General features: G+C 71.1%; 20 protein-coding genes and 1 pseudogene. 7 read left to right on the top strand and 14 right to left on the bottom strand.

Going from position 1 to position 22,717, the window contains the following annotated elements; genetic code table 11:
* The first annotated feature begins 49 nt into the window (after window positions 1–49).
* The gene (locus tag AB0I77_RS10230) at window positions 50–664 is read left to right on the top strand and encodes a helix-turn-helix domain-containing protein (RefSeq protein ID WP_363281951.1); all 615 of its coding nucleotides are present in this window, start codon (window positions 50–52) and stop codon (window positions 662–664) included.
* A gap of 32 nt (window positions 665–696) precedes the next feature.
* On the opposite strand, the gene AB0I77_RS10235 is transcribed toward AB0I77_RS10230, so the two are convergent.
* From AB0I77_RS10235 to AB0I77_RS10250, 4 genes are all read right to left on the bottom strand, one after another.
* Window positions 697–2,010, bottom strand: a complete 1,314-nt coding sequence (locus AB0I77_RS10235) for an Nramp family divalent metal transporter (protein WP_363281952.1) — start codon at window positions 2,008–2,010, stop codon at window positions 697–699.
* 107 nt (window positions 2,011–2,117) lie between these two features.
* Complete coding sequence (locus tag AB0I77_RS10240) at window positions 2,118–2,600, bottom strand: ATP-binding protein (RefSeq protein ID WP_363281953.1); 483 nt, start codon at window positions 2,598–2,600, stop codon at window positions 2,118–2,120.
* 109 nt (window positions 2,601–2,709) lie between these two features.
* Complete coding sequence (locus AB0I77_RS10245) at window positions 2,710–3,609, bottom strand: MEDS domain-containing protein (protein ID WP_363281954.1); 900 nt, start codon at window positions 3,607–3,609, stop codon at window positions 2,710–2,712.
* 147 nt (window positions 3,610–3,756) lie between these two features.
* Window positions 3,757–5,097, bottom strand: coding sequence for a LuxR C-terminal-related transcriptional regulator (locus AB0I77_RS10250; protein WP_363282081.1), 1,341 nt, complete (start codon window positions 5,095–5,097; stop codon window positions 3,757–3,759).
* Here AB0I77_RS10250 and AB0I77_RS10255 point away from each other — a divergent pair.
* The gene (locus tag AB0I77_RS10255) at window positions 5,065–6,228 is read left to right on the top strand and encodes a hypothetical protein (protein ID WP_363282091.1); all 1,164 of its coding nucleotides are present in this window, start codon (window positions 5,065–5,067) and stop codon (window positions 6,226–6,228) included. The two genes, AB0I77_RS10250 and AB0I77_RS10255, sit on opposite strands and share 33 nt — an antisense overlap.
* Here the strand turns inward: AB0I77_RS10255 and AB0I77_RS10260 are convergent.
* Window positions 6,184–7,080, bottom strand: a pseudogene (locus AB0I77_RS10260) (AAA family ATPase); the annotation flags it as partial. The gene AB0I77_RS10255 and the pseudogene AB0I77_RS10260 overlap by 45 nt on opposite strands.
* 320 nt (window positions 7,081–7,400) lie before the next feature.
* On the opposite strand from AB0I77_RS10260, the gene AB0I77_RS10265 reads away from it, so the two are divergent.
* The gene (locus AB0I77_RS10265; RefSeq protein WP_363281955.1) at window positions 7,401–8,753 is read left to right on the top strand and encodes a M14 family metallopeptidase; all 1,353 of its coding nucleotides are present in this window, start codon (window positions 7,401–7,403) and stop codon (window positions 8,751–8,753) included.
* A 10-nt stretch (window positions 8,754–8,763) separates the two neighbouring features.
* On the opposite strand, the gene AB0I77_RS10270 is transcribed toward AB0I77_RS10265, so the two are convergent.
* From AB0I77_RS10270 to AB0I77_RS10295, 6 genes are all read right to left on the bottom strand, one after another.
* Window positions 8,764–9,360, bottom strand: coding sequence for a hypothetical protein (locus AB0I77_RS10270; protein ID WP_363281956.1), 597 nt, complete (start codon window positions 9,358–9,360; stop codon window positions 8,764–8,766).
* A 146-nt stretch (window positions 9,361–9,506) separates the two neighbouring features.
* A complete protein-coding gene (locus AB0I77_RS10275) occupies window positions 9,507–10,055 on the bottom strand; it encodes a hypothetical protein (RefSeq protein WP_363281957.1) in 549 nt (182 codons plus the stop codon).
* Window positions 10,056–10,239: 184 nt separating this feature from the next.
* Complete coding sequence (locus tag AB0I77_RS10280; protein ID WP_363281958.1) at window positions 10,240–11,694, bottom strand: gluconate:H+ symporter; 1,455 nt, start codon at window positions 11,692–11,694, stop codon at window positions 10,240–10,242.
* Window positions 11,695–11,811: 117 nt separating this feature from the next.
* Window positions 11,812–12,222 (bottom strand): RidA family protein, encoded by a 411-nt coding sequence (locus tag AB0I77_RS10285; RefSeq protein ID WP_363281959.1) that lies wholly within the window; start codon window positions 12,220–12,222, stop codon window positions 11,812–11,814.
* Entirely contained in the window at window positions 12,219–12,980 is a 762-nt protein-coding gene (locus AB0I77_RS10290) for an IclR family transcriptional regulator (RefSeq protein WP_363281960.1), read from the bottom strand. Before AB0I77_RS10290 ends, AB0I77_RS10285 begins: the two co-directional genes overlap by 4 nt.
* Window positions 12,977–14,020, bottom strand: coding sequence for a sugar kinase (locus AB0I77_RS10295; RefSeq protein WP_363281961.1), 1,044 nt, complete (start codon window positions 14,018–14,020; stop codon window positions 12,977–12,979). Before AB0I77_RS10295 ends, AB0I77_RS10290 begins: the two co-directional genes overlap by 4 nt.
* 134 nt (window positions 14,021–14,154) lie before the next feature.
* Here AB0I77_RS10295 and AB0I77_RS10300 point away from each other — a divergent pair, with 134 nt between their 5' ends.
* Together AB0I77_RS10300 and AB0I77_RS10305 are read left to right on the top strand one after the other, a co-directional pair.
* Window positions 14,155–15,423, top strand: coding sequence for an amino acid deaminase (locus tag AB0I77_RS10300; protein ID WP_363281962.1), 1,269 nt, complete (start codon window positions 14,155–14,157; stop codon window positions 15,421–15,423).
* Window positions 15,424–15,436: 13 nt separating this feature from the next.
* Window positions 15,437–17,044, top strand: coding sequence for a D-aminoacylase (locus tag AB0I77_RS10305; RefSeq protein ID WP_363281963.1), 1,608 nt, complete (start codon window positions 15,437–15,439; stop codon window positions 17,042–17,044).
* Window positions 17,045–17,047: 3 nt separating this feature from the next.
* Here the strand turns inward: AB0I77_RS10305 and AB0I77_RS10310 are convergent, their stop codons facing one another.
* Window positions 17,048–17,905: a serine protease gene (locus tag AB0I77_RS10310; RefSeq protein WP_363281964.1), complete on the bottom strand. Its 858-nt coding sequence runs from the start codon at window positions 17,903–17,905 to the stop codon at window positions 17,048–17,050.
* A 122-nt stretch (window positions 17,906–18,027) separates the two neighbouring features.
* Entirely contained in the window at window positions 18,028–18,633 is a 606-nt protein-coding gene (locus AB0I77_RS10315) for a hypothetical protein (RefSeq protein ID WP_363281965.1), read from the bottom strand.
* A gap of 126 nt (window positions 18,634–18,759) precedes the next feature.
* Between AB0I77_RS10315 and AB0I77_RS10320 the strand changes: the two genes are divergently transcribed.
* On the top strand, window positions 18,760–19,971 hold the full coding sequence (locus AB0I77_RS10320; protein ID WP_363281966.1) for a pyridoxal phosphate-dependent aminotransferase: 1,212 nt from the start codon (window positions 18,760–18,762) through the stop codon (window positions 19,969–19,971).
* 88 nt (window positions 19,972–20,059) lie between these two features.
* Window positions 20,060–20,482 carry a hypothetical protein gene (locus tag AB0I77_RS10325; protein ID WP_363281967.1) on the top strand — a complete coding sequence of 141 codons (423 nt, stop codon included), beginning with the start codon at window positions 20,060–20,062 and terminating at the stop codon, window positions 20,480–20,482.
* A gap of 145 nt (window positions 20,483–20,627) precedes the next feature.
* On the opposite strand, the gene AB0I77_RS10330 is transcribed toward AB0I77_RS10325, so the two are convergent.
* Window positions 20,628–22,667: a calcium-binding protein gene (locus AB0I77_RS10330; RefSeq protein WP_363281968.1), complete on the bottom strand. Its 2,040-nt coding sequence runs from the start codon at window positions 22,665–22,667 to the stop codon at window positions 20,628–20,630.
* Window positions 22,668–22,717 lie beyond the last annotated feature (50 nt).

Here is a 22,717-nt window from a genome sequence, read left to right on the forward strand (position 1 = left end):
CAGGTTCGGCTACCGTAACCGGGGAAGTCCCCGATTAACAAGGAGGGTCATGCCATCGCAGAGCGCCGGACCCGCGCCGCGTCCGGAACCCCAGCGTCGTCGTCGCGCGGACGCCCAGCGCAACTACGACCTGCTCGTGGCCGCTGCCAGGGACGTCTTCCACCATCACGGCGTCGACGCCCCACTCGACGACATCGCCCGCCGGGCCGGCGTCGGCAACGCCACGATGTATCGGCACTTCCCGACGCGCCGCGAGCTGATCGTCGCCGTCTACTCCGGGGAAGTGGCCGAACTCTGCGCCCGAGGCCAGTCCCTGCTCGCCGAGGATCCTCCCGGCGATGCCCTCTTCGGCTGGCTTCAGGACTTCATCGCACACGTGGCAGCCAAGCGGGAACTGGCGTTGTCGATCACCGACGACCGCACCGGGCAGCGCTCCGCGCTGTTCGACCGCTGGCACCACTCGATGCACACAGCCGCGTCCGCGCTGCTGACCCGGGCGCAAAGCGCCGGTGCTGTCCGCTCCGACCTCGACGCCTCGGAGCTACTCGCCCTGGCCAACGGGATCGCTCTGACCGCCACCGACGCTACTCAAGCGGAGCGACTCGTCCTCCTTGTCAGACAGGGCACGGACACTCCTTCGGCACCGGACGACAGCATCCGCTGAAACTTGAGTACTGGTGGAGTACTACTGGAGTACTAGAAGAACTCCGACCACGGCTGATCCCAGACCTGCTTCACGCACAGGACCAGGAACAGCAGGCCCGCGATCGCCAGCATGCCGTTGCTCAGTGCCCCGTTGCGCCACTCCCTCGGTGTGCGGGCGGAGTTCAGGAGCCAGATCAGGGTGCCGGCCAGGAAGGGGAGGAAAGCGGCGCCCAGTACGCCGTACAGGATGACCAGGCGGAAGGGCTGGCCCTGGAAGAGCAGGACGATCGGGGGGAAGGTCAGCCAGAGCAGGTAGGCGCGGAAGGGCCAGGACTTCTCACGCTCGCCCGACGCGACCTCCTCGCCCCCTGCCTCCCCGCGCGAGCGGTAGCGCGCCACGAAGTCCGCGAACATCAGGCTCACGCCGTGCCAGACGCCGATCAGGGACGTGAAGGAGGTGGCGAAGAAGCCGATGAGGAAGAACTTCGCCGTAGCCGTGCCGTACTTGTCCTCCAGGATGTCGCTCAGCTGGATCAGGCCCTTGTCGCCGCTCGCGATCGACACGTTCGCCGAATGCAGCAACTCCGCGCCCACGAACAGCATCGCGACCACGAAGATGCCCGTCGTGGCGTAGGCGACGCGGTTGTCCAGGCGCATCACCTTCATCCAGCCCGTGTTCGTCCAGCCCTTGGCGTTGACCCAGTAGCCGTACGCGGCCAGCGTGATCGTGCCGCCGACGCCGCCGATCAGGCCCAGGGTGTTGAGGATCGAGTCCTTCTCGTCGGGGAGGACGGGGAGCAGGCCCGCGAAGGCGTCGGCCAGGTTGGGGGTGACCCTGATCGCCAGGTAGACAGTGACCACGAACATGACGCCCACCAGGACCGTCATGACCTTCTCGAAGACCGCGTACTTGTTGAACCAGACGAACACCAGGCCGACCAGGCCGCAGGCGATGCCCCACGATTTCAGGTCCATGACGTCCGGGAACAGGGCCTGGAGGGGGAGTGCGCTCGACGACATCGCCGCGGCGCCGTAGACGAAGCCCCAGATCACCACGTAGACGACGAAGAACCACGTCGTCCAGCGGCCCAGGCTCGCCCAGCCCTCGAAGAGGGTGCGGCCGGTGGACAGGTGCCAGCGGCCGGCCGCCTCGGCCAGGGAGATCTTGACCAGGCAGCCGATGACGGCCGCCCACAGGAGGGTGTAGCCGAAGTTGCTGCCCGCGATGAGCGTGGCGACGAGGTCGCCGGCGCCGACGCCGGTCGCGGCCACGACGATTCCCGGGCCGATGTACTTCCAACTGGACTTTCGGGGTACCGAGGTGGGCGCCGTCCCTGTCGCTGCGTTGTCCGTGGTGTCCGCCATGCCGATCAAGAAAGCGTAAAGAGGACGGGGGCACAAGAGGGCGTGCGGTGAAGGAACCCGCTGGAAACCGGTACTCAACCGGTGCTCAACCGGTGCTGGGGCGGGCACTACCGCTGTCGCCGGCCGCAGCCCTCGACCGCGCACGTGCCGAGTTCGAACCAGACGGTCTTGCCCGGTCCGTCCTGGTGGCAGCCCCAGCGCAGGGCGAGCGCGTCCACCAGGAACATCCCCCGGCCGCTCTCCGAGGTCCCCGCCGCGAGGACCTGCGGGGTACGGCGGCCGGAGTCGGCGACCTCGCAGCGCAGGACGCCGTGTGCGGCGGTCAGGGTGAGTTTGAAGCGGCTCGCGGAGTGCAGCAGGGCGTTCGTGGCCAGCTCGCTGACCAGCAGTTCCGCAGCGTCCAGCACCTCCTCCCGGTCGGCCAGACCCCATCCCTCCAGATGTCTGCGGACCTCGGCGCGGGCCTCGCGGACTGCGGACGGACGTGGGTCGTACTCGACGCTCAGATGGCCTGCGCCCAGGGGCGGTTGTGGGTAGGCGCCGTATCGAGGGTCGGGGTCCGGGAGGGCTCCCCCGGAAAGTCGCAGCATGTCTTTCAGGGTGTCCTCCCCCGGCCCGCCTTGAACGGGGAGGACTACCCGATTCTGTACCTGTACCCGTACCTGCCCGGACCTGCCCGTACCTGTACGGCTCTTGCCGCTACGCGTACTGGAGGCGGACCGTCGCCCCGCGTACGTCGTCGCGGACGTCGACGTACGCGCAGACCTGCCGCGCGTACCACAGGCCCTGGCCCGGCTCCGGTTCGGCGGCCGTCGGCGGCGGGACGAAGCCGGCGAGCGGGTCGGTGACGTGGCGCGTGGAGCGCAGTTCGCAGACGCAGGCCGGTCCCTCGCCCCACAGCAGGGCGCCGGTGAGCGGGCCGAGGGATGCCGCCGCCTCGGCGACGGCCGTGGCGAACAACTCCGCGTCCGCGACGGCCAGTCCACGGGCCCGCGCCCGCTGCCGTACGACGTCGGCGTCCGGCCGTTCGAGTGGTTCCGCGTCGGCGGGAGGCGAGGGCAGGGGTACGGCGTCCAGCTCGGCGGCGATGCGTGCCGGGGGCTCGTGGACGCCCGTGCCGGGGTGGGCGCGGCGGGCCGCGGCGATGACGGCGTGGCCGGCGGTGCGGGTGTCGTAGGCGCACAGGACGGTCGTCGCGAAGGGGGCGAAGAGGAGGTTGGCGAGGGCCTCGTAGCGGATCCACTCGGCGGTTTCGCGCGGGGAGCGACCGGCGCGGCCGTTCCAGACGGGCTCCATGAGGAGGTGGATACGGCCGCCGGGGCCGGCGTGCGCGGTGAGGTAACCGGCGGCCTGGGCCACGGCGTTGGCGGCGGAGCCGGTGTACCAGTCGGTGTGCGGGATGAGGGTGACGTTCTCGGCGTCTGCGGCGAGGGTGTCGCGCAGGAGGTCCAGTTTGTCGGGGGCGGCGATGGCCACGGGTGCGGGTTCGCCGGTCGCCGTCGCGATGAGGCCTTCGGTGAGGAAGGGGAGGGCGGCGGCCACGAATGCGTCGTCGGTGCCGAAGACCGCCATACGGTGGTCGAAGGTGTCGTTGGGCATGCGGATTCCCCTGGGTTCCTGGGTTCTGGTTCCTGGGTTCTGGGTTCTGGGTTCTGGGTTCTGGGTTCTGGGTTCTGGGTTCTGGGTTCTCGGTGGTGCGCGGCACGACTGCCCGCGGCGGCGCGGGTGCCGTCAGCGCGGGTGCCGTCAGCGCTGTGCCGTCACCCAGGCGGCGATCTGGCTGCGGTTGTTGAAGCCGAGTTTGCTGAGGATGCGTTCCACATGGCCTTCGGCGGTGCGGCGGGCGATCACCAGGCGGTCGGCGATCTGCTGGTTGGCGAGGCCCTCGGCGACGAGTTCGGCGACCTGGGCCTCCCGGCGGGTGAGGCGGATCTCGGGCGCGCAGTTCACCGGCCCTTCGGTGTCGGGGTGTTCGGGCAGGCCGGTCTCCTGGAGGGCGTATCCGACGATCTCCGCGAGTCGGAGGCCGGCGCCGCGCTCGTAGGCCTGGGTGAAGGGGGACCGTCCGATGGCGTCGAGGGCGTGCCGTTCGCTGTCCCCGCGGGTGGCGTTGAGGGCCTTCGAGCCCCAGCGGTCGCGGTCGACGGCGGTCCAGACGCGGTCGGCGCCGCCTATCAGTACGGCCGCGCGTTCGTGGGCGCCGCCCTCGGTGGCGATGAGCGCGGCCAGGTCGAGGGTGAGGGCGATGCCGAGGACGTCGTTGAGGGCGAGTTTGAGGCGCAGGGCCGCACGGACGTGCCGTTCGGCGCGGGGCCAGTCCCGCTTCACGGTGTGGGCCAGGGCGAGCATCCGCAGGACGTAGGAGCGCACCCATTCCTCGCCGTGCTCCTCGCAGAGGCTCAGGGCCTTCTCGCAGACCTCGACGGCCCGGTCGGCCTCGCCCAGGAAGCCGAGGGCGCAGGCGAGTTCGACCTGGTCGAGGCCGACGATGCTGAGGTGCTCGCCGGGGACGCGGCCGCGGGCGACGCCGGCCTCGAAGTGGGCCAGCGCGGCCGGGAGGTCGTCGGTGAACAGCCGGATGACGCCGACGGCGTAGTCGGCGTGGGCGGCCTCGGCCGCGTCGCCGAGACGGTGGGCGAGCGCGCGGGCGTCCTCGGCGCGGCGGCGACCCCGGGCGAGGTCCGCGGGGCAGCCCGCGAGGAGCCCGGCGACCCACAGAGCGCGGGCTCGCTCGCGGGTCGGCTCGGGGTTGGCCTCAAGGGCGCGGTCGAGCCAATAGCGGCCCTCGCGGGGGGCGCCGCAGGCGTGCCAGTAGAACCACAGGGTGCCGGCGAGACGCAGCCCGGCGAGCGCCTCCCCCGGCCCCGTGAGGCTGAAGTCCAGTGCCGCGCGCAGATTGTCCTGCTCGGCCCGCAACCGGGCGACGATCTCCCGCTGGCCCGGCCCGAACCAGGCGGCTTCGCATGCGGCGGCCAGGGCCTGCATACGGTCCCGGTGGCGGCGTCGGGCAGCGGTCTCCTCCCCCTCCAGCTGCCGCAGCTTGTCGAGGCCGTAGTGCCGCAGGGTGTCCAGAAGCCGGTAGCGCACGCCACCGTCGGGTCCGGACTCCCGGCACAGGACGGACTTGTCGACGAGCCCGGCGACGGCTTCGAGGACGTCGTACGACTGAATCCGCTCACGGTACGCACCGACGGTGCGGCCCGCGCCGACGGTGCGGCCCGCGCCGACGGTGCCGCCCTCACCGACTGCGCCGAGCGCTCCACCCGCGCCGTCCGCGCCGTTCGCGCTGACCGGGGCGACCGGGCCGACCGGGCCCCCTGCGCCGACTGCTCCGTCCGCACCAACCCCGCCGCCCGCACCGACCGGACCGTTGGCGCTAACCGCACCGACCGCAGCGACCGGAACGACCGGCCCGCCCGCGCCAACTGCTCCGCCCGCACCCTTCACACCAACCCCGCCGCCCGCACCGACCGGACCGTTGGCGCTAACCGCACCGCCCGCAGCGACCGGGACGACCGGCCCGCCCGCGCCAACCACGCCAACTGCTCCGCCCGCACCATTCACACCAACCCCGCCGCCCGCATCGTTCGCGCCGACCGGACCGCCTTCGCCGACCGCGCCGCCCGAACCGTCTACTCCGTCCGCTCCGTCCAGGCCGCTCGCACCGCCCGCGCCTACCACGCCAGCTGCTCCCTCCGCACCGCCGACGCCAATCGCCCCGCTTGCACCATCGGCCCCGGCTGCTCCGCCAGCACCGTCCGCACCGCAACCGCCGCCAGCACCAAATGCTCCGCCAGCACCGCCAGCACCGCCAGCACCGACTACTCCGTCCGCTCCGACCGGGCCGCTTGCACCGACCGCACCGCCGGCGCCAGGGGGACCGACCACTCTGAACGGACCGACCCCGTCGCCAGCGCCAAGCGCACCGACTACTCCGAACGGACCGGCCCCGTCGCCAGCGCCAACTGCTCCGTCCGCACCGCCGGCGCCTACCACGCCAACCGCACCGCCCGCCCCGGCGGCTCCGCCAGCGCGAACCGGACCGACTGCTCCGACCGGACCGCCCCCGCCGCCCACACCCACCTCGCCATCCACGCTTGCCGTCCCGACCGCGCCAATCTCACCGACCTCACCGGCCTCACCGACCTCACCACCCCCATCCCCCACCCCATCCGCACCGACCGCCTCAGCCGTCTCCAAGTCGAAGCCGCCGGGTGAAACCGACAGCCGGGCCCACACCAACCGCTCCCGCTCGGTGCACAGTTCGTGGCTCCAGTCGATCGCGGCGCGCAGGGTCTGGTGGCGGGGCAGGACTGCGGGGCTGCCGGCGGACAGCAGGCGGTAGCGGTCGTCGAGGCGTTCCAGGAGTTGTTCGACGCTGAGTACGCGCATGCGGACGGCGGCGAGTTCGATGGCGAGGGGGAGGCCGTCCAGGCGCCGGCACAGGCGGGCCACGGCGGCGCGGTTGTCGGCGGTGAGCCGGAAGCCGGGGACGACGGCGGCGGCGCGGTCGGCGAAGAGGGCGAGGGACGGATAGCCGTCGGCCGCGACGAGGTCGCCGTCCGGGTCGGGCACGGGCAGCGGCCGTACCTCGAGGAGGTGTTCCTCGGTGAGGCCGAGGCGGTGGCGGCTGGTGGCGAGGATCCGGACACCGGTGGTGCCGCGCAGCAGGGCGGCGGCGAGGTCGACGCAGGCGGGCAGCAGGTGTTCGCAGTTGTCGACGACGAGGAGGAGGCGCCGGTCCCGCAGCTGTTCGACCAGGGCGTCCAACGGCGGTTGCACGGAGTGGTCGTGGAGGCCGAGGGCGTCGGCGGCGGCGAGCGGGACGAGCGCCGGGTCGTGCAGGCCGGCCAGGTGCACGAAGCGCACGCCGTCCGGGAAGGCGCGCTCGACGCGGGCCGCGATGCGTACGGCGAGGCGCGTCTTGCCGACGCCGCCCGGGCCGGTCAGCGTGACCAGGCGGGCCCGGGCCAACAGCTCGCGGCCCTCCGCCTGTTCACGGCGCCGGTCGACGAAGCTGGTCGTCTCGACCGGCAGGTGACAGTCCCGTCGTGGCGCTGATCCGCCCATGATCAGCCTCCCGTTGCCGAACCCTCACCCTCTCCGGAGCACGGCATATATGCACGCGACGGTCACACCACCGGGTGCACTTTGCCCGAGGGCACCCTGCCGGGGAGGGGCCCGCGTACACTGCCCGGCCGTTCACCCCGGCCGTTCACCCCGGCCGTTCACCCCGGCCGTTCACCCCGGCCGTTCACCCCGGCCGTTCACCGCTCGGTTCACGCCACCGCGCCCTGAGTCACTCTTGACCTGCTCATGCCATACATCGACGATGAGCGGCACTCCCCGTTCCGGAGATCCCGGAATTCCTGGAGAAACTAGGAGACTTCATGCGACTTCGCATACGAGGCTCAGGCGCCCGTGGCGGCAGACGCTACGCCGCTCTGGCCGCCGTCCTCGCCCTCGCCCTCGCGGCCCCGCTCTCCGCGAACCTCGACTCCGCGAACGCCGACAGCGCCCAGAAGGCCGCACCGTCCGTGGGCGACGTCCGCCAGTACGAGATCCACCAGCACACGACTCCCCTGACCCGTACGGCCATTCAGCGGACCGGAGTCACCGTCGACGAGGCCGACGAGGAGACGGTGGTGGTCTCCGGCCGCGCGGACCAGATCAGCAGGCTGCGGCAACTCGGCTACCAGGTGACGGCCTTGGGCACGGCCCCGGACCGGTCGAGCGGCGAGGGCGGCGTACGGCTCCTCGACTTCCCCTCGGCCGACTCGCGCTACCACAACTACGCCGAGATGAACGCGGAGATCGACACCCGCCTCTCGGCGTACCCGAGCATCATGAGCAAGCGCGTGATCGGGAAGTCGTACCAGGGCCGGGACATCGTCGCCATCAAGATCAGCGACAACGTGGCCACAGACGAGGCCGAGCCCGAGGTGCTGTTCACCCACCACCAGCACGCGCGTGAGCACCTGACGGTGGAGATGGCGCTGTACCTGATCCGCGAGCTCGGGGCGGGCTACGGCTCCGACTCCCGGGTCACCAGCATGGTGAACAACCGCGAGATCTGGATCGTGCCCGACCTCAACCCGGACGGCGGCGAGTACGACATCGCGAGCGGCTCGTACCGCTCGTGGCGCAAGAACCGGCAGCCCAACAGCGGTTCCTCGTACGTCGGGACGGACCTGAACCGCAACTGGGCCTATCGGTGGGGCTGCTGCGGCGGTTCTTCGGGCTCGACGTCCTCGGAGACGTACCGGGGTACGGCCGCGGAGTCGGCGCCGGAGGTCAAGGTCGTCGCCGACTTCGTGCGCAGCCGGGTGGTCGGCGGAGTGCAGCAGATCAAGGCGGGCGTCGACTTCCACACGTACAGCGAGCTGGTGCTGTGGCCCTTCGGGTACACCACCGCGAACACGACGACCGGGATGACGGCCGACGACCGGAACGCCTTCGCGGCCGTCGGGGGGAAGATGGCCGCGAGCAACGGGTACACGGCGGAGCAGTCGAGCGACCTGTACATCACGGACGGGTCGATCGACGACTACCTCTGGGGTTCGCACAAGATCTTCGGCTACACGTTCGAGATGTACCCGTCGTCCAGTTCCGGAGGGGGGTTCTACCCGCCCGACGAGGTGATCGAGCGGGAGACCTCTCGGAACCGGGACGCGGTGCTGCAGTTGCTGGAGAACGCGGACTGCATGTACCGGTCGATCGGGAAGCAGACCCAGTACTGCTAGGGGTCGCCCCTTACTCGGCGACTTCCTCGGCGACTTCCTCGGCGTCTTCGTCGAAGTAGGCGTCCAGGACCGCGTCCAGTTGCTCGTCCCACTCCTTGAAGCGGCTCCTGGCCGTCGCCTCGATCTCGATCGGGTACCAGCGGCGGTCAGGGGTGTGCACCGTGATGGTGAACCGCTTGCCGAAGCGGGGGGACTCCGTCTCGACCGCGCCGATCTCGTCCCAGCGGAAGTCGCACCGCTGGTCGTCGAGCATCAGGCGTACGCCCTTGTGGTCGGCGACGATCTTCGCGCGGCGATCGGAGGCCTCGAAGACGGGGCCGTCGGGGATCTCCTCGACCTCCTCTTCTTCGGACTCCGCGGACTCCTCGGACTCCGAGGACCCTTCGGGGGCGGACCCCTCGGGGGCGGCTTCCTCCGTGTCCACGGCCTCGGTGTCCTCGGCCTCCGCCGACTCGACGTCCGCCGACTCGGCGTCCTTCGACTCCGCGTCCCGCGATTTGGCATCCGCCGGCTCGCCGGACACGGGTGGCGTGAGCCCGGGGATGAATGCCGGGTCGAATCCGGCGCCTTCCAGGGGCTGGCTGCTCGAACCTATGCGCTGCTCCACAGCGGGCAGTATGGTCGACAATCCTGTGTTGGACACAGCCAGCCCCTACTTCGTTATCAGACGACTACAACCGGCACCGACCGCGCCGCTGTTCGCCCGACGTACGACGGCCCTACGACAGCCCTACGACGGCCTGGAAAGACGGCCTAGAAAGTGGCCCTCTGCTCGCAGGTCGTGGTGAGGGTGTCTCCGGGGTCGCCGAGCGCCCTGTCGAAGTCGCCCGGGGCTTCGCCGCAGCCCACCGTGTCGCCGGCGCCGCCGTCGCGCACGTTGATCGTGTCGTTGCCGCTGCCGGTCTGTACGGTGTCCGCGCCCGACCCGGCGTCGACGACGGCGCCGACCGGGGCGTCGACGAGGAGGCTGTCCGCCTGGTCGCGCAGAACGACGTTGAGCCGGGCGACGGGGAGGGGGCCGCAGTCGACGAGCGTGGCGTCGTTGGGATTCGGCCGCGAGCAGCCCGGGCCTGCCGCGACACCCGAAATGTCCCTGACGAGCAGGCGGTTGTTGGTGACGAAGACCGTGACGGTGTTCGTCGCCCCGACCCGGGCGCTGAGCGAGACGGTGCCGCTGAAACGGACCGCCGTGAGGCCGGGCGGTTCCTGGGCTTCGGCGGGGGTGGCGCACACGGGCAGGAGGAGACCCGCTATCAGGGCCGGAACGGCCGCTCGCTTCAAAGTGCTGCGCTCGATCTTCATTCTGTCTCTTCTCTCCTTCGTGCCGTTCGGAGAGGGCGCCTGTGACCGACGGCCTCGGCGCCAGTGAAACAGTGCGTGTTCGCATGTGCGCATTCTGTTACGTACGTTCGAGTGGTGGGCCCACGGGCGACGACGTGCGACGACGTGCGACGACGTGCGACGACATGGGCCCACCACGCACCCGCTAAACGAACACGCTCAACACCGCCGCCACCACGAAACCCGCCACCGACAGCACCGTCTCCAGCACGGTCCACGTCTTCAGGGTGTCCCGCTCGCTGATACCGAAGTACTTCGCCACCATCCAGAAGCCGCCGTCATTGACGTGCGAGGCGAAGATCGAGCCGGCCGAGATGGCCATGATGACGAGGGCGACGAAGGCCTGGGAGTGGTCGCCCTCGGCGAGCAGGGGGGCGACGATGCCCGCCGTGGTGACGATGGCGACCGTCGCCGAGCCCTGGGCGACCCGCAGGACCACGGAGAGCAGGTAGGACAGCACGATCACCGGCAGGCCCACGTCGTTGAACGTGTCCGACAGCGCCTGGGCGACCCCGCTGGCCTTGAGGACCGCGCCGAAGATGCCGCCCGCGCCGACGACGAGGAGGATGTTGCCGACCGGCTTCAGCGAGGCCGTCGACACCGTCTCCAGGGACTTGCGGGACCAGCCGCGGCGGATGCCGAGGAGGTAGTACGCCAGCAGCAGGGCGATCGTGAGGGCCACGAACGGGTGGCCGAAGAACTCGATCACCGAGCGGCCGGTGGAGGGGTCCAGGGCGATCGACGAGAAGGTGGCGGCGAGGATCAGGATCAGCGGCGTACCGATGATGCCGAGGACCGTGCCGAGCGGTACGGGGCTCTCCCGGGGCTCCACGCCCGTCTCCCGCTGCTCGCTGATCACGGCGAGCTTGGCTTCCTCCGCCGCCTCGACCATGTCCTGCGGTACGGCGACGAAGATGCGGCGGCCGACCCACGCCGAGTAGGCCCAGGCGGCCAGCACGGCAGGGATGCCGCAGGCGATGCCCATGAGGATGACCCAGCCGAGGTCCACGTGCAGGAGGCCGGCGGCCGCGACCGGGCCGGGGTGCGGTGGCAGGAACGCGTGGGTCATCGACAGGCCCGCCAGCAGCGGCAGGCAGTAGAGCAGGATCGACTTGCCGGAGCGCTTCGCCGCCGCGTAGACGATCGGCGCGAGGACGAAGATGCCGACGTCGAAGAAGACCGGGATGCCGAAGATGAGGCCGGTCATGCCCATCGCGAGCGGGGCGCGCTTCTCGCCGAACAGGTTCAGCAGCCTGGACGCCAACACCTCGGCGCCGCCGCTGACTTCGAGGATCGCGCCGAGCATCGTGCCGAGGCCGATGATGATCGCGACATGGCCGAGGATGCCGCCCATGCCGGACTCGATGGTGGACACGGCGTCCGACCGCTGGACCGTGCCGAAGAGTTCGGTGACCGACAGACCGGCGAGCAGGCCGACGGCTATGGAGACCGCGAGCAGCGCGACGAACGGCTGGAGTCTCGCCTTGATGATCAGGAAGAGCAGGAGCGCGATGCCGATGGCGGCGACGGTCAGGAGGCCCGCCGTACCGTCGATGAGGAGGAGCAGTCCGCCGGTGTGGGGTGGGGACGTCGTGGACAATTGGGGGTCCTCTGGGTAAATGCATAGTGCTTTCGGGCAGGGGGGATCCCGGCACGGCGCCCCGAAGGGCGCCATGCCGGGTACGGCGTGCGGGAGTTGAGGGAGCGTCAGCCGGGCTCAGCCCAGGACGGCGAGTGCGTCGATCTCGATGAGAAGCCCGGCGGGGAGGCCGACGTAGACCGTCGTGCGGGCGGCCGGAGGCGCGGTGAGCCCCTGCTCCTCGAAGTAGGTGTTGTAGATCCCGTTCATCTCGGCGAAGTGGTCCACGTCGGTCAGATAGACGCGGATCATCATCACGTCGTCCCAGGAGGCGCCGCCCTCCTCCAGGACCGACTTGACGTTGTCGAGGGTCTGGAGGGTCTGCTCGCGCAGGGTCGGCCCGGCGGGCGTCGGGGGCTGACCCTCGACCGCGGGCAGGAAGCCGACCTGGCCGGCGACCTGGAGGATGTTGCCCTTCCTGACGCCGTGCGAGAACTTCGCGGGCGGGGTGGTGTGGGTCTTGGGGACGAGCGCGATCTTCTCGGTCATGCGGGGCCCTTCGCTGAGGTTCTGCCGGAGTACTCCCCGCTGATCGCGTCGGCGGTGCGGCGGACCAGTGGGAGCAGGGTGAGGAGTTCGTCGGCGGTGACGACGACGTTCGGCGCGGAGACCGACATCGCGGCGACGACCTTGCCGTCGGCACCGCGGATCGGCGCGGCGACGCAGTTGATGGACTCCTCGTGGCCGCCGAGGTCGGTGGCCCAGCCCTGTTCGCGCACCTTCTCCAGCTCCCGCAGGAAGGCCGGGGCGTTGGGCGTCGAACGGGCCGTGTACAGGGGGTATTCGAGCTTGTCGGCGATGACGCGGCGTTCGGCCTCGGGCAGATCGGCGAGCAGCAGCTTGGCGACCGCCGCGACGGTGATGGCGACGGGCTTGCCGATCCGCGAGTACATCCGCACCGGGTACCGGCTCTCCACCTTGTCGATGTAGAGGACCTCGTCCTCCTCGTAGACGGCGAGGTGGACGGTGTGCCCGCACTGTTCGTTGAGGCGGGCGAGGTGGGGGTGGGCGATCTCGCGGATGTCGAGGTTCTCCATCGCCTCCTGGGCGAGCGAGATGAGCCGGGCGCCGAGGCGGTAGCGCTGGTCGGACTGGCGGTAGACCAGGCCGTGCTCGTGCAGGGTGCGCAGCAGGCGCAGCGCCGTGGACTTGTGGACGCCGAGGCGGTCGGCGACCTGCCCCAGGTCGGCGGGGCCCTCGGCGAGCAGCGGCAGGATGCTGAGCGCGCGGTCGACGGTCTGGCTCATGGGATGCGTACCTCCTCGTCGGCCCGGCCCGCTGCCTGTGTCCAGCCGGGACCGAGTCGAAGTGTCCCCCACGCGGTGTCGTCGAGGGCGGCCAGCCGGTCGGCGTGGTCGCGGGCGGGCGGCGCGGCGAGGTCGCCGGGGGCGGTGAGGGCGGCGGCGGCCCAGAGGTGGCCGTGCCGGAGGCGGTCGCGGACGGGCAGCCCGCGCAGGGTGGCGGAGAGGAACCCGGCGGCGAAGGCGTCACCGGCTCCCACGGCCGCGACGACCTCGACACGCAGGGCGGGGACGAAGGTGACCTCCTGCTTGTCGTACACGGTCGCGCCGCCCTTGCCGTGCTTGACGACCAGCACATCCGGCTCGGGCAGCGCCCTGCGCAGCTCCTCGGCGCCGTACCCCCACGCGTCCCGCGCCTCGTCCTCCCCCACGAACACGAGGTCGCTGCCGCGGGCCAGAGCGAGCAGGACCTCGCCCGCCTCGGCCGGGTCGGGCCACAGGCTCTCCCGGTGGTTGAGGTCGAAGGAGACCAGCGGGCGGCCGGGCCGCTGAGCGGTGAGCTCCCGCAGCAGGCCCAGGCAGCCTTCGGACAGCGCGGCCGTGATCCCCGACAGGTGCAGGACCCGCCCCGCCCGCACCGCCGCCAAGTCCATGTTCTCCACCGCCATCCCGGAGGCCGCCGACCCGGCCCGGTAGTACGCCACCTCGTGGGCCTCGGTGGCCCGGTCCCCCGCCGTACGGAAGTACACGCCCGTCGGACGCGCCGCATCCCGCCGGACGGCGGACACGTCGACGCCGTGGGCACCGATCGCCTCGACCAGATGATCGCCGAACCCGTCCGTCCCCACCCGGCTGACCCACCTCACCGAGTGCCCGGCGGCGGCCAGCGCGCACGCCACATTCGACTCCGCGCCCCCGATCTCCCGCTCGAAGGACGGAACGTCGGCGAGGCGGCCCGGCCGGGAGGGCAGGAAGGTGACCATGGACTCGCCGAGCGCGATGACGTCCACGACGTCGGGGGCGTCGCGAGGTCCGGTGATGGTCACGATCGTCGTAGCTCCTGAGCCTTGTGCGGGGCGGGGCTCCGTTGACCCCGCATTGGCCGAGATGTTAGACAGCAGTAAGCGATATACGCAATGAGCGTTGCAAATAGCGCAACACACCCGATCAGGGAGGCTCCATGGCCACCGAAGCCCTCGCCCGCCTCGCCGCGGACCGCGTCGACCACCGCTTCAAGGGCCTCCCCCCGGACGCCGACGGCCTGACCGTCGGCGAACTGGCCGCCCAGCGCCGCAACCTCTTCACCGGCGGCTTCGCGACGCCCGTGCTCGCCCTGTCCGCCGAGCGCCTGGAACACAACCTGAGACTCATGGAGACGTACGCGACCCGGCACGGCCTCGCCTTCGCCCCGCACGGCAAGACCTCCATGGCCCCGCAGCTCTTCCACCGCCAGATCGAGCACGGCGCCTGGGGCATCACGCTCGCGGTACCGCACCAGGTACGGGTGGCCCGGGCCTTCGGTGTCCAGCGGGTCTTCCTCGCGAACGAGCTGGTCGACCCGGCCGCGCTGCGCTGGATCTCCGCCGAGCTGGAGGCGGACGAGGCCTTCCGTTTCGTCTGTTACGTCGACTCCGTGCGCGGGGTGGAGCTGATGGACGCGGCACTGACGGGAGCCGGGGCCCGCCCCCTGGACGTCGTCGTCGAGCTCGCGGCCGGCGAGGGCGCCCGTACCGGCGTCCGTACGGAGGCGGAGTGCGCGGCGGTGGCGGATGCGGTGGCGGGGACGCGGACCCTGCGCCTCGTCGGTGTCGCGGGCTACGAGGGCGAGGTCCCGCGCGCCGATCCGGAGCGGGTGCACGCGTGGCTGCGGCGGCTGGTGGCGATGGCAGTGGACTTCGACAAGGCCGGGCGGTTCGCGGGTGCCGAGGAGATCGTGGTGAGCGCCGGCGGCAGCGCCTGGTTCGACGCGGTGGCCGACGTCTTCGCCGAGATCCCCGAACTGTCCGCGCCCGTCCTGAAGCTGCTGCGCTCGGGGGCCTACGTCTCGCACGACGACGGCCACTACCGCAAGCTGACCCCCTTCAACCGGGTCCCCGAGGAGGGCGCCCTGGAGCCGGCCTTCCGGCTGTGGACGCAGGTGGTGTCCCGGCCGTCGGCCGAGCAGGCCTTCGTGAACGCGGGCAAGCGGGACGCGGCGTACGACCTCGACCTGCCCTTCGCCCAGGTCGTCCGCCGGGACGGCGTGGAGCGCCCGGCGACCGGCATCGAGGTGACGGCCCTGTCCGACCAGCACGCCTGGCTGCGGACGGCCCCCGAGGCGGACCTCGAAGTCGGCGACTGGCTGGGCCTGGGCCTCTCCCACCCGTGCACGTCCTTCGACAAGTGGCAGCTGATCCCCCTCGCCGAGGCGGACGGCACGGTCGTCGACTACATCCGTACGTTCTTCTAGGAGAGGGCCGGTCATGGAAGAGCTCGTCATCCGGGACGCGGACGTCGTGGACGGCTCCGGCGCCCCCTCGTACCGCGCCGATGTGGTCGTCGACGGCGGCCGGATCGTGTCGATCGTCCAGGAGGCCGCGGCGGCGGGCTGCCAACGCCCCGAGGCGCGCAGGGAGCTGGACGCCGAGGGCCTCGTCCTCTCCCCCGGCTTCATCGACATGCACGCCCACAGCGACCTGGCGCTCCTGCGCGACCCCGACCACAGCGCCAAGGCCGCGCAGGGCGTGACCCTCGAAGTCCTCGGCCAGGACGGGCTGTCGTACGCGCCGGTCGACGACCGTACGCTCGCCGAGGTGCGCCGCGCGATCACCGGCTGGAACGGGTACGGCGACGACCTCGACTTCGACTGGCGGTCGGTGGGCGAGTACCTCGCCCGGCTGGATGGGGGCATCGCCGTGAACGCGGCCTACCTCATCCCCCAGGGCACGGTCCGCGCGCTCGCCGTCGGCTGGGAGGACCGCGAGGCCACGCCCCAGGAGCTGGACCGGATGCGGCAGCTGGTCGCGGAGGGCATGGAGCAGGGCGCGGTCGGCATGTCCTCCGGGCTGACCTACACGCCCGGCATGTACGCCAAGGACGCCGAACTGACCGAGCTGTGCCGGGTGGTGGCGTCGTACGGCGGCTACTACTGCCCCCACCACCGCTCCTACGGGGCCGGGGCCCTGGAGGCGTACGAGGAGATGGTGGCCCTGAGCCGGGAGGCGGGCTGCTCCCTGCACCTGGCGCACGCCACCATGAACTTCGGCGTGAACAAGGGCCGGGCCCCACAGCTGCTGTCCCTGCTGGACGACGCGCTCACCGCCGGAGCCGACATCAGCCTGGACACCTACCCCTACACGCCAGGCTCCACCACGCTCGCCGCCCTGCTGCCCAGTTGGGCGAGCGAGGGCGGCCCGGAGGAGATCCTGAAACGGCTGACCGAACCGGAGACGGCGGAACGCATCCGCCACCACCTGGAGGTCGTCGGCGCGGACGGCTGCCACGGCGTACCCGTCGAGTGGGACACGATCGAGATCTCCGGCGTGACGGATCCTGGGCTCACCGACCACGTCGGCCGTACGGTCCAGGAGTCGGCGGACCTGCGCGGCGAGGCCCCCTGGACGACCGCCCACCGCCTCCTGGTCGAGGACCGGCTGGGCTCGACGATCCTCCAGCACGTCGGCCACGAGGAGAACGTACGGGCGATCATGCGGCACCCCGTCCACACCGGCGGCTCCGACGGCATCCTCCAGGGCGCCAAGCCGCACCCGCGGGCGTACGGCACCTTCCCCCAGTATCTCGGCCGGTACGTACGGGAGTTGGGCGTGCTCTCCCTGGAGAGTTGCGTCGCACACCTCACCTCGCGCCCCGCGGCCCGGCTGCGACTGCCGGACCGCGGGCTGGTCCGCGAGGGATACAAGGCGGACCTCGTGCTGTTCGACCCGGCCACGGTCGCGGCGGGCTCCACCTTCGAGCAGCCCCGGGTGCTGCCGACCGGCATCCCGTACGTCCTGATCGACGGCCGTTTCGTCATGGAGGACGGGCGGCGGACGGACGTACTGGCGGGGCGGGCGGTGCGCAGGACCGCGTGACTCTTACGGCTTGGGCAGGGTGCACCCGCTGCGGCTCAGGTCGAGCTTGTTGTCGAGGCCGAAGCAGGCCGGGATCTGGTAGGTCTCCTGGGCGTAGTTGATGCCCTGGCGGACGGTGACCGTGCCGTTCGCGTCGACCTCGCACGGGTTGTTGTCGGTGCAGCGCCCGCCGTCCTCGTTGCCGGTGTTGTTGACGGCGACGACCTTGCCGGTGGCGTTGTCGATGACGGGCGAGCCCGAGGTGCCGCCGATGGTCTGGCAGGCGGAGGTGTAGCGGACCGAGTCCTTCCAGGTCCAGGCGCCTTCCTTGAGGCGGTAGGCGAAGCCGTCGACGTTGCAGGCGTAGGTCCGCTTCCAGTAGCCGGAGACCACCGTGATCGCGGTGCCGGCGGTGGGGTGCGTGTCGTTGAGCGTGAGCGCACTGAGGCCGTACGAGCTCTTGATCTGCGCGTATGTGGTGGTGAGCTGGTACAGCGAGACGTCCGTGTCGGTCATCGTCGCGTACGCGATCTTGCTGGCGCGCAGGGTCGCGACCCGGGTGCCGGCGGAGTTGAGCAGGCCGAAGGTGCGGGTGGAGGCCTGGTCGACGATGACCTCGCCGGCCGCCGGGAAGCCGCTCTCCAGGCAGTGGCCGTTGGACATCACCATCGCCGGGTCGTTGTCCTCCGAGCCCGGGAAGCGGATGACGGAGCCGGAGCAGTTGCTGAGCGAGACGGTGCCGGCGAAGGTGACGGCCTGGACGGCGGGCGCTGTCGCCGTGTCTTCGGCCGGTGCGGCGGGCGCGGGAGCCGCGACCGCCGGTGCCGCGCCAGTCCCGGCGATCACCAGGGCGAAGAGCGCGGCGATGAGAGGTTTTCTCATGTGGGGGTCCCCTCTGTATGCGACGAGGTGACCGGAGATCTTCCGGCCACCGTTTGTCATGCGCATTGTCAATGGAGGGGTGCGTGAGGGCAAGGAGTCGTTTCAGGCCAGGAGTTGGCGGATTATTTCGGCCCCTTCGAACCGCCCTGGCCCCGCCCCTGCTTGCCGTCGGAGTTGCCCGGCGCCTCAGCGCTCTCGGTGGCGGTGGGCGTGGCCGGGGCCGAGGTGACGGCAGGCGACCTGACCGCGGGCTTGTCACTCGCGGAGGGGCTCACCCGGCCGCTCGGGGACACCGCACCGGACGGCTCGACGACGGCGGCCGGCGGGGGCGGGACGGCGGCCGACCGACCGCCGGAGGACTTCGGCGCCTCGGGCTCCGCCACCCGGGCAGTCGCCGGACTCGTACGGTCCCCCGCGCCCGGCGCTCCGCCCGACGACCCGGAGGCGGCGAACCCGACCACCACAGCGGTCACGGCCACGACGCCTGCCGCGCCGGCGGCAAGCGCCACCCGTCGCGAGCGCCGGGCGCTCTGCTTCCGGCGGGCGAGCCGGCTCGTACGGCTCTCCCCGTCATGGCCGTCTTCACGGCCGTCTTCATGGCCGTCGCGCACCGGAGGCATCTCGCGGGTCTCGTCGTATGCGTTCTCCCAGCCGTGCGCGGCGGCGGGGTCGGCGTACTCCTCGTAGGGGGGAGTCGGCCCCGACCGGGGGTGGTACACGTTCGACATGGCGGCGCATTGTAGAGACGGGAGGGGCCTGTGGGACACCCGTCGGCGATATCCACCCAAACCGCCGTGTCTCACGTGGCGGATAACACGGCGCGTGGAGCGTTACCGGGTCGTAAGCTCCCTGACATGCAGGTGATCCAGTCGACCAAGCTCGCCAACGTCTGTTACGAGATCCGGGGCCCGGTTCTCGAAGAGGCGATGCGCCTGGAAGCGGCCGGGCACCGCATCCTCAAGCTGAACACCGGCAACCCGGCCGCGTTCGGCTTCGAGTGTCCCCCCGAGATCCTGGAGGACATCCTCCGCAACGTGTCGTCGGCGCACGGCTACGGCGACGCGAAGGGCCTGCTGGCCGCGCGCCGGGCGGTCGTCATGCACAACCAGACCCTCGGCATCGAGACGGACGTCGAGCACGTCTTCATCGGCAACGGCGTCTCCGAGCTGATCGTGATGGCGATGCAGGGGCTGCTGGACGACGGGGACGAGGTCCTGGTCCCGGCCCCGGACTACCCGCTGTGGACCGCCGCCGTGTCCCTGTCCGGCGGTACGGCCGTGCACTACCGCTGCGACGAGCAGTCCGACTGGATGCCCGACCTCGCCGACATCGAGCGGAAGGTCACCGACCGCACCAAGGCGCTCGTCATCATCAACCCGAACAACCCGACGGGGGCGGTGTACGACGAGGAGATGCTCCGCGGGCTGACGGACATCGCCCGGCGCCACAACCTGCTCGTCTGCTCCGACGAGATCTACGACAAGATCCTGTACGACGGCGCCACGCACACGGCGACCTCGGCGGTGGCCCCGGACCTGCTGACGCTGACCTTCAACGGCATGTCGAAGGCGTACCGGGTGGCCGGCTACCGGGTCGGCTGGATGGCCATCTCCGGACCGCGCGCCCACGCCGACTCCTACATCGAGGGCCTGACGATCCTGGCGAACATGCGCCTGTGCGCGAACATGCCGGGCCAGCACGGCGTGGTCGCCGCCCTCAGCGGGCGCCAGACGATCAACGAACTGGTGCTGCCGGGCGGACGGCTGAAGGAGCAGCGGGATGTCGCCTACGAGCTGCTGACCCAGATCCCGGGCGTGACCTGCGTGAAGCCGAAGGGGGCGCTGTATCTCTTCCCGCGCCTCGATCCGCAGGTCTTCAAGGTCAAGGACGACCGGCAGCTGGTCCTGGACCTGCTCCGGAAGGAGAAGATCATGGTCGTGCAGGGCACCGGTTTCAACTGGCCGGAGGCGGACCACTTCCGCGTGGTGACCCTGCCGAGTGTCGGGGATCTACGGGACGCGGTCACCCGGATCGGGAACTTCCTGGACGGCTACAGCCAGCCGTAGCGATCCAGCCGTAGCGGATTTTGCGGAGACTCAACTTTAGACGAAATCTAAGCTAGGATGGTTTCCTGAGAACCACAGGAGGCCATCCATGTACGAGCCGATCCGCGCCAAGTCGGTCCACAGCACGATGGCCGGCCCCACCTCGGACTTTCCGCACCGCTCCCGTGAGGAAGAGCTGGACATCCAGCTCGCGGGCCATCTCGCCGCGCTGCTCGCCACCACGGACGAGCTGCGGGCCCTGGCGCCGTCCGCCGATCTGGACACCGCGGCCGACCGGCTCGCCCAGCAGGTGACCCGGTTGCGGGGAGGCCGCGCGCCGGCCCGTACGCCGCTCACCACCGTCGACGCCCGGACGAACCTCGCGGTCCTGCACCGCCGGGCGCACACGCTCGCGGGCCGCGCCCTGGTCGTGGCGGCCAGCCGCGCCGACACCGCGGCGGCCATCCTCGCCGCCGAACGTATGGACGCCCACGCACTGGCCCTGGAGCCCCGCGAACTCGCGTCCCGCTGAGCCCGAAGCAGGGCACCCCGAGCGGCCCCGGTCCGCGTGCACCCACAGCGACTCGCGGACCGGGCGCCACATAGACGCGACGAACAGACGCGGGCCCCTGCACGTCGTCGTGCGGGGGCCCGATGTCGCGGGTGTTCCGTGCGGGTCAGGGGCAGCTGATGCGGATGTCGCCCGCGTCCGTCGTGCAGGTGTCCGTGCCGGAGCCGCCGTTGGCGGTGTCGTTGCCGGAGACGTTGTCGACGGTGTTCAGCCGGTCGTTGCCGTAACTGCCGATCAGGTTGTCGTTGCCGGGGCCTCCGTTGAGGGTGTCGTTGTGGTAGCTGCCGTCGATGCGGTCGTTGCCGTAGTTGCCGTACACGGTGTCGTAGCCGAAGCCGGCGTTGATCGTGTCGTCACCGCCGAGGCCGCAGATCACGTCGTTGCCGGAGGTGCCGGTGATGGTGTCGTTGCCGCTGGTGCCGATGCGGGTGCAGCCGCGGGAGTTGCTGACGGTGGTGGTCTGGGTGGCGGTGTTGTTGGGGGAGTTCGGGTCGGTCGTGGTGGCGGAGACCGTGGCCCGGTTGGTGAGGGTGCCGGTGGCGCGGGGTTCCACGACGATCGTCACCGTGACGCCGGGGGTATCGGCGGGGAGGGTTCCGAGGTTGCAGGTGGCGCCGGTGGCGCTGGTCGTGCAGCTGCCCTGGGTGGTGGTGGCGGAGACGACCGACGCGGCGGGGCCGCTGAGCGTGTCGGCGAGGGTGACACCCGTCGCCGTGGTGCCGGCCGTGGTGTTGGTGACCCTCATGGTGTACGTGGCACGGTCGCCGATGGTCACCGTGCCGGTGCCGCTCTTGGTGACTGACAGGTCCGCGCCAACCGGTGGTGGCGGTGTGCTGCCGCCGCCCTCGAAGCGGGCCAGGGCGAAGTCGATGCCCGGCCCGCCCACGCCGGCCGCGACGATCCTGCCGGCGGAGTCGAGCCGCACGCCGCGCGCCGTGTCGGAGCCGCCGAAGTCCGCGGTCGCCTGGCCGCCGGTGCCGAAGCCGCTGTCCAGGCTGCCGTTGGTGTGGTAGCGCAGGATCGAGAAGTTGCCGCCACTGCCGCCGGCGGTGACGATCCGCCCGTCCGGCTGGAGCACCATGTCGTAGGCACTGCCGGCGGGCGTGAGGACCCGGCCGTCACCGTCGAAGCTCGTGTCCAGGCTGCCGTTGGTGTGATAGCGGGCCAGCGCGGCCCGGCCGTCGCTGGAGCCCGCCGCGACGATCCTGCCGTCGGGCTGGACCGCCAGCGACTCCACGGACTCGTAGCCGCCGAAGTCGGTGCGGACGATGCCGTCGCCGTCGAAGCTCGTGTCCACGCTGCCGTTGGTGTTGAAGCGCATCAGGGCGAAGTCGAAACGGGTCGAACCGACCTGGCCGCCGACGACGATCTTCCCGTCGGGCTGCAACGCCAGGGCACGGCCGTCACCGCCCTCCTGCAGGGTCGGCCCCGCCGGATTGGCGGTCACCGTGCCGTCGCCGCCGAAGCTGGTGTCCGGGGTGCCGTCAGGGGTGAGGCGGAGGACGGCCATGTCGCCCCCGTAGTAGCCGGCCGCGACGATCCTGCCGCTGGAGTCGATCGCCACGTCGAGGGCGTCGGTCGGGCCGCCGATGTCGGCGAAGACTCTGCCGTCGCCGCTGAAGCCGTTGTCCAGGGTGCCGTCGGAGTTGTAGCGGGCCACCACGAACCAGCAGCAGTACTCGTACTCCCGCCAGCTGCTGCCCACCACGACGATCTTGCCGTCGGCCTGCAGTGTCACGGCCTGGGCCCCGCTCCACTGCAAGCTCGGGCCCATGTTGTTGATGGCGGTCGACACCGTGCCGTCGCCGCCGAAGCTGGTGTCCAAGGTGCCGTCGGTGTTGTGGCGGGTCAGCGCGAAGTCGCTCTCCGCCACCGAGTAATCGGCGGAAGAGCCGACAGAGACGATCTTTCCGTCGGACTGCACCGCCACGTCGCCGGCGGAATCGTCGTCGGCGAAGTTGGTGAGCACCTTGCCGTCGCCGCTGAAGGTGGGATCCAGGTCGCCCGGCGCCGCGATCGCGGTGCCCGGAAGGGTCAGGACGAGTGCCAGGACGGTGGCCGCGACGGTCCCGGCCCGGGCCAGGACGGACCGGCGGCGGGGCCCGCCGTCTCGCCGCCGCGCCGGTCGCACATGAGGTGTGAGCATGTGCGACAGACTCCCGCTGTTCGCACACACGGGCGGCGGCCACGAGCGGC

The organism is Streptomyces sp. NPDC050619 (assembly GCF_040654815.1).
Lineage (GTDB): Bacteria > Actinomycetota > Actinomycetes > Streptomycetales > Streptomycetaceae > Streptomyces.

Excerpts from the sequence above, each read along its gene's own strand:
- AB0I77_RS10230 (WP_363281951.1), top strand. The coding sequence starts at position 50 with ATGCCATCGCAGAGCGCCGGACCCGCGCCGCGTCCGGAACCCCAGCGT.
- AB0I77_RS10235 (WP_363281952.1), bottom strand. The coding sequence starts at position 2,010 with ATGGCGGACACCACGGACAACGCAGCGACAGGGACGGCGCCCACCTCG.
- AB0I77_RS10240 (WP_363281953.1), bottom strand. The coding sequence starts at position 2,600 with ATGCTGCGACTTTCCGGGGGAGCCCTCCCGGACCCCGACCCTCGATAC.
- AB0I77_RS10245 (WP_363281954.1), bottom strand. The coding sequence starts at position 3,609 with ATGCCCAACGACACCTTCGACCACCGTATGGCGGTCTTCGGCACCGAC.
- AB0I77_RS10265 (WP_363281955.1), top strand. The coding sequence starts at position 7,401 with ATGCGACTTCGCATACGAGGCTCAGGCGCCCGTGGCGGCAGACGCTAC.
- AB0I77_RS10275 (WP_363281957.1), bottom strand. The coding sequence starts at position 10,055 with ATGAAGATCGAGCGCAGCACTTTGAAGCGAGCGGCCGTTCCGGCCCTG.
- AB0I77_RS10285 (WP_363281959.1), bottom strand. The coding sequence starts at position 12,222 with ATGACCGAGAAGATCGCGCTCGTCCCCAAGACCCACACCACCCCGCCC.
- AB0I77_RS10290 (WP_363281960.1), bottom strand. The coding sequence starts at position 12,980 with ATGAGCCAGACCGTCGACCGCGCGCTCAGCATCCTGCCGCTGCTCGCC.
- AB0I77_RS10300 (WP_363281962.1), top strand. The coding sequence starts at position 14,155 with ATGGCCACCGAAGCCCTCGCCCGCCTCGCCGCGGACCGCGTCGACCAC.
- AB0I77_RS10305 (WP_363281963.1), top strand. The coding sequence starts at position 15,437 with ATGGAAGAGCTCGTCATCCGGGACGCGGACGTCGTGGACGGCTCCGGC.
- AB0I77_RS10310 (WP_363281964.1), bottom strand. The coding sequence starts at position 17,905 with ATGAGAAAACCTCTCATCGCCGCGCTCTTCGCCCTGGTGATCGCCGGG.
- AB0I77_RS10315 (WP_363281965.1), bottom strand. The coding sequence starts at position 18,633 with ATGTCGAACGTGTACCACCCCCGGTCGGGGCCGACTCCCCCCTACGAG.
- AB0I77_RS10320 (WP_363281966.1), top strand. The coding sequence starts at position 18,760 with ATGCAGGTGATCCAGTCGACCAAGCTCGCCAACGTCTGTTACGAGATC.
- AB0I77_RS10325 (WP_363281967.1), top strand. The coding sequence starts at position 20,060 with ATGTACGAGCCGATCCGCGCCAAGTCGGTCCACAGCACGATGGCCGGC.
- AB0I77_RS10330 (WP_363281968.1), bottom strand. The coding sequence starts at position 22,667 with ATGCTCACACCTCATGTGCGACCGGCGCGGCGGCGAGACGGCGGGCCC.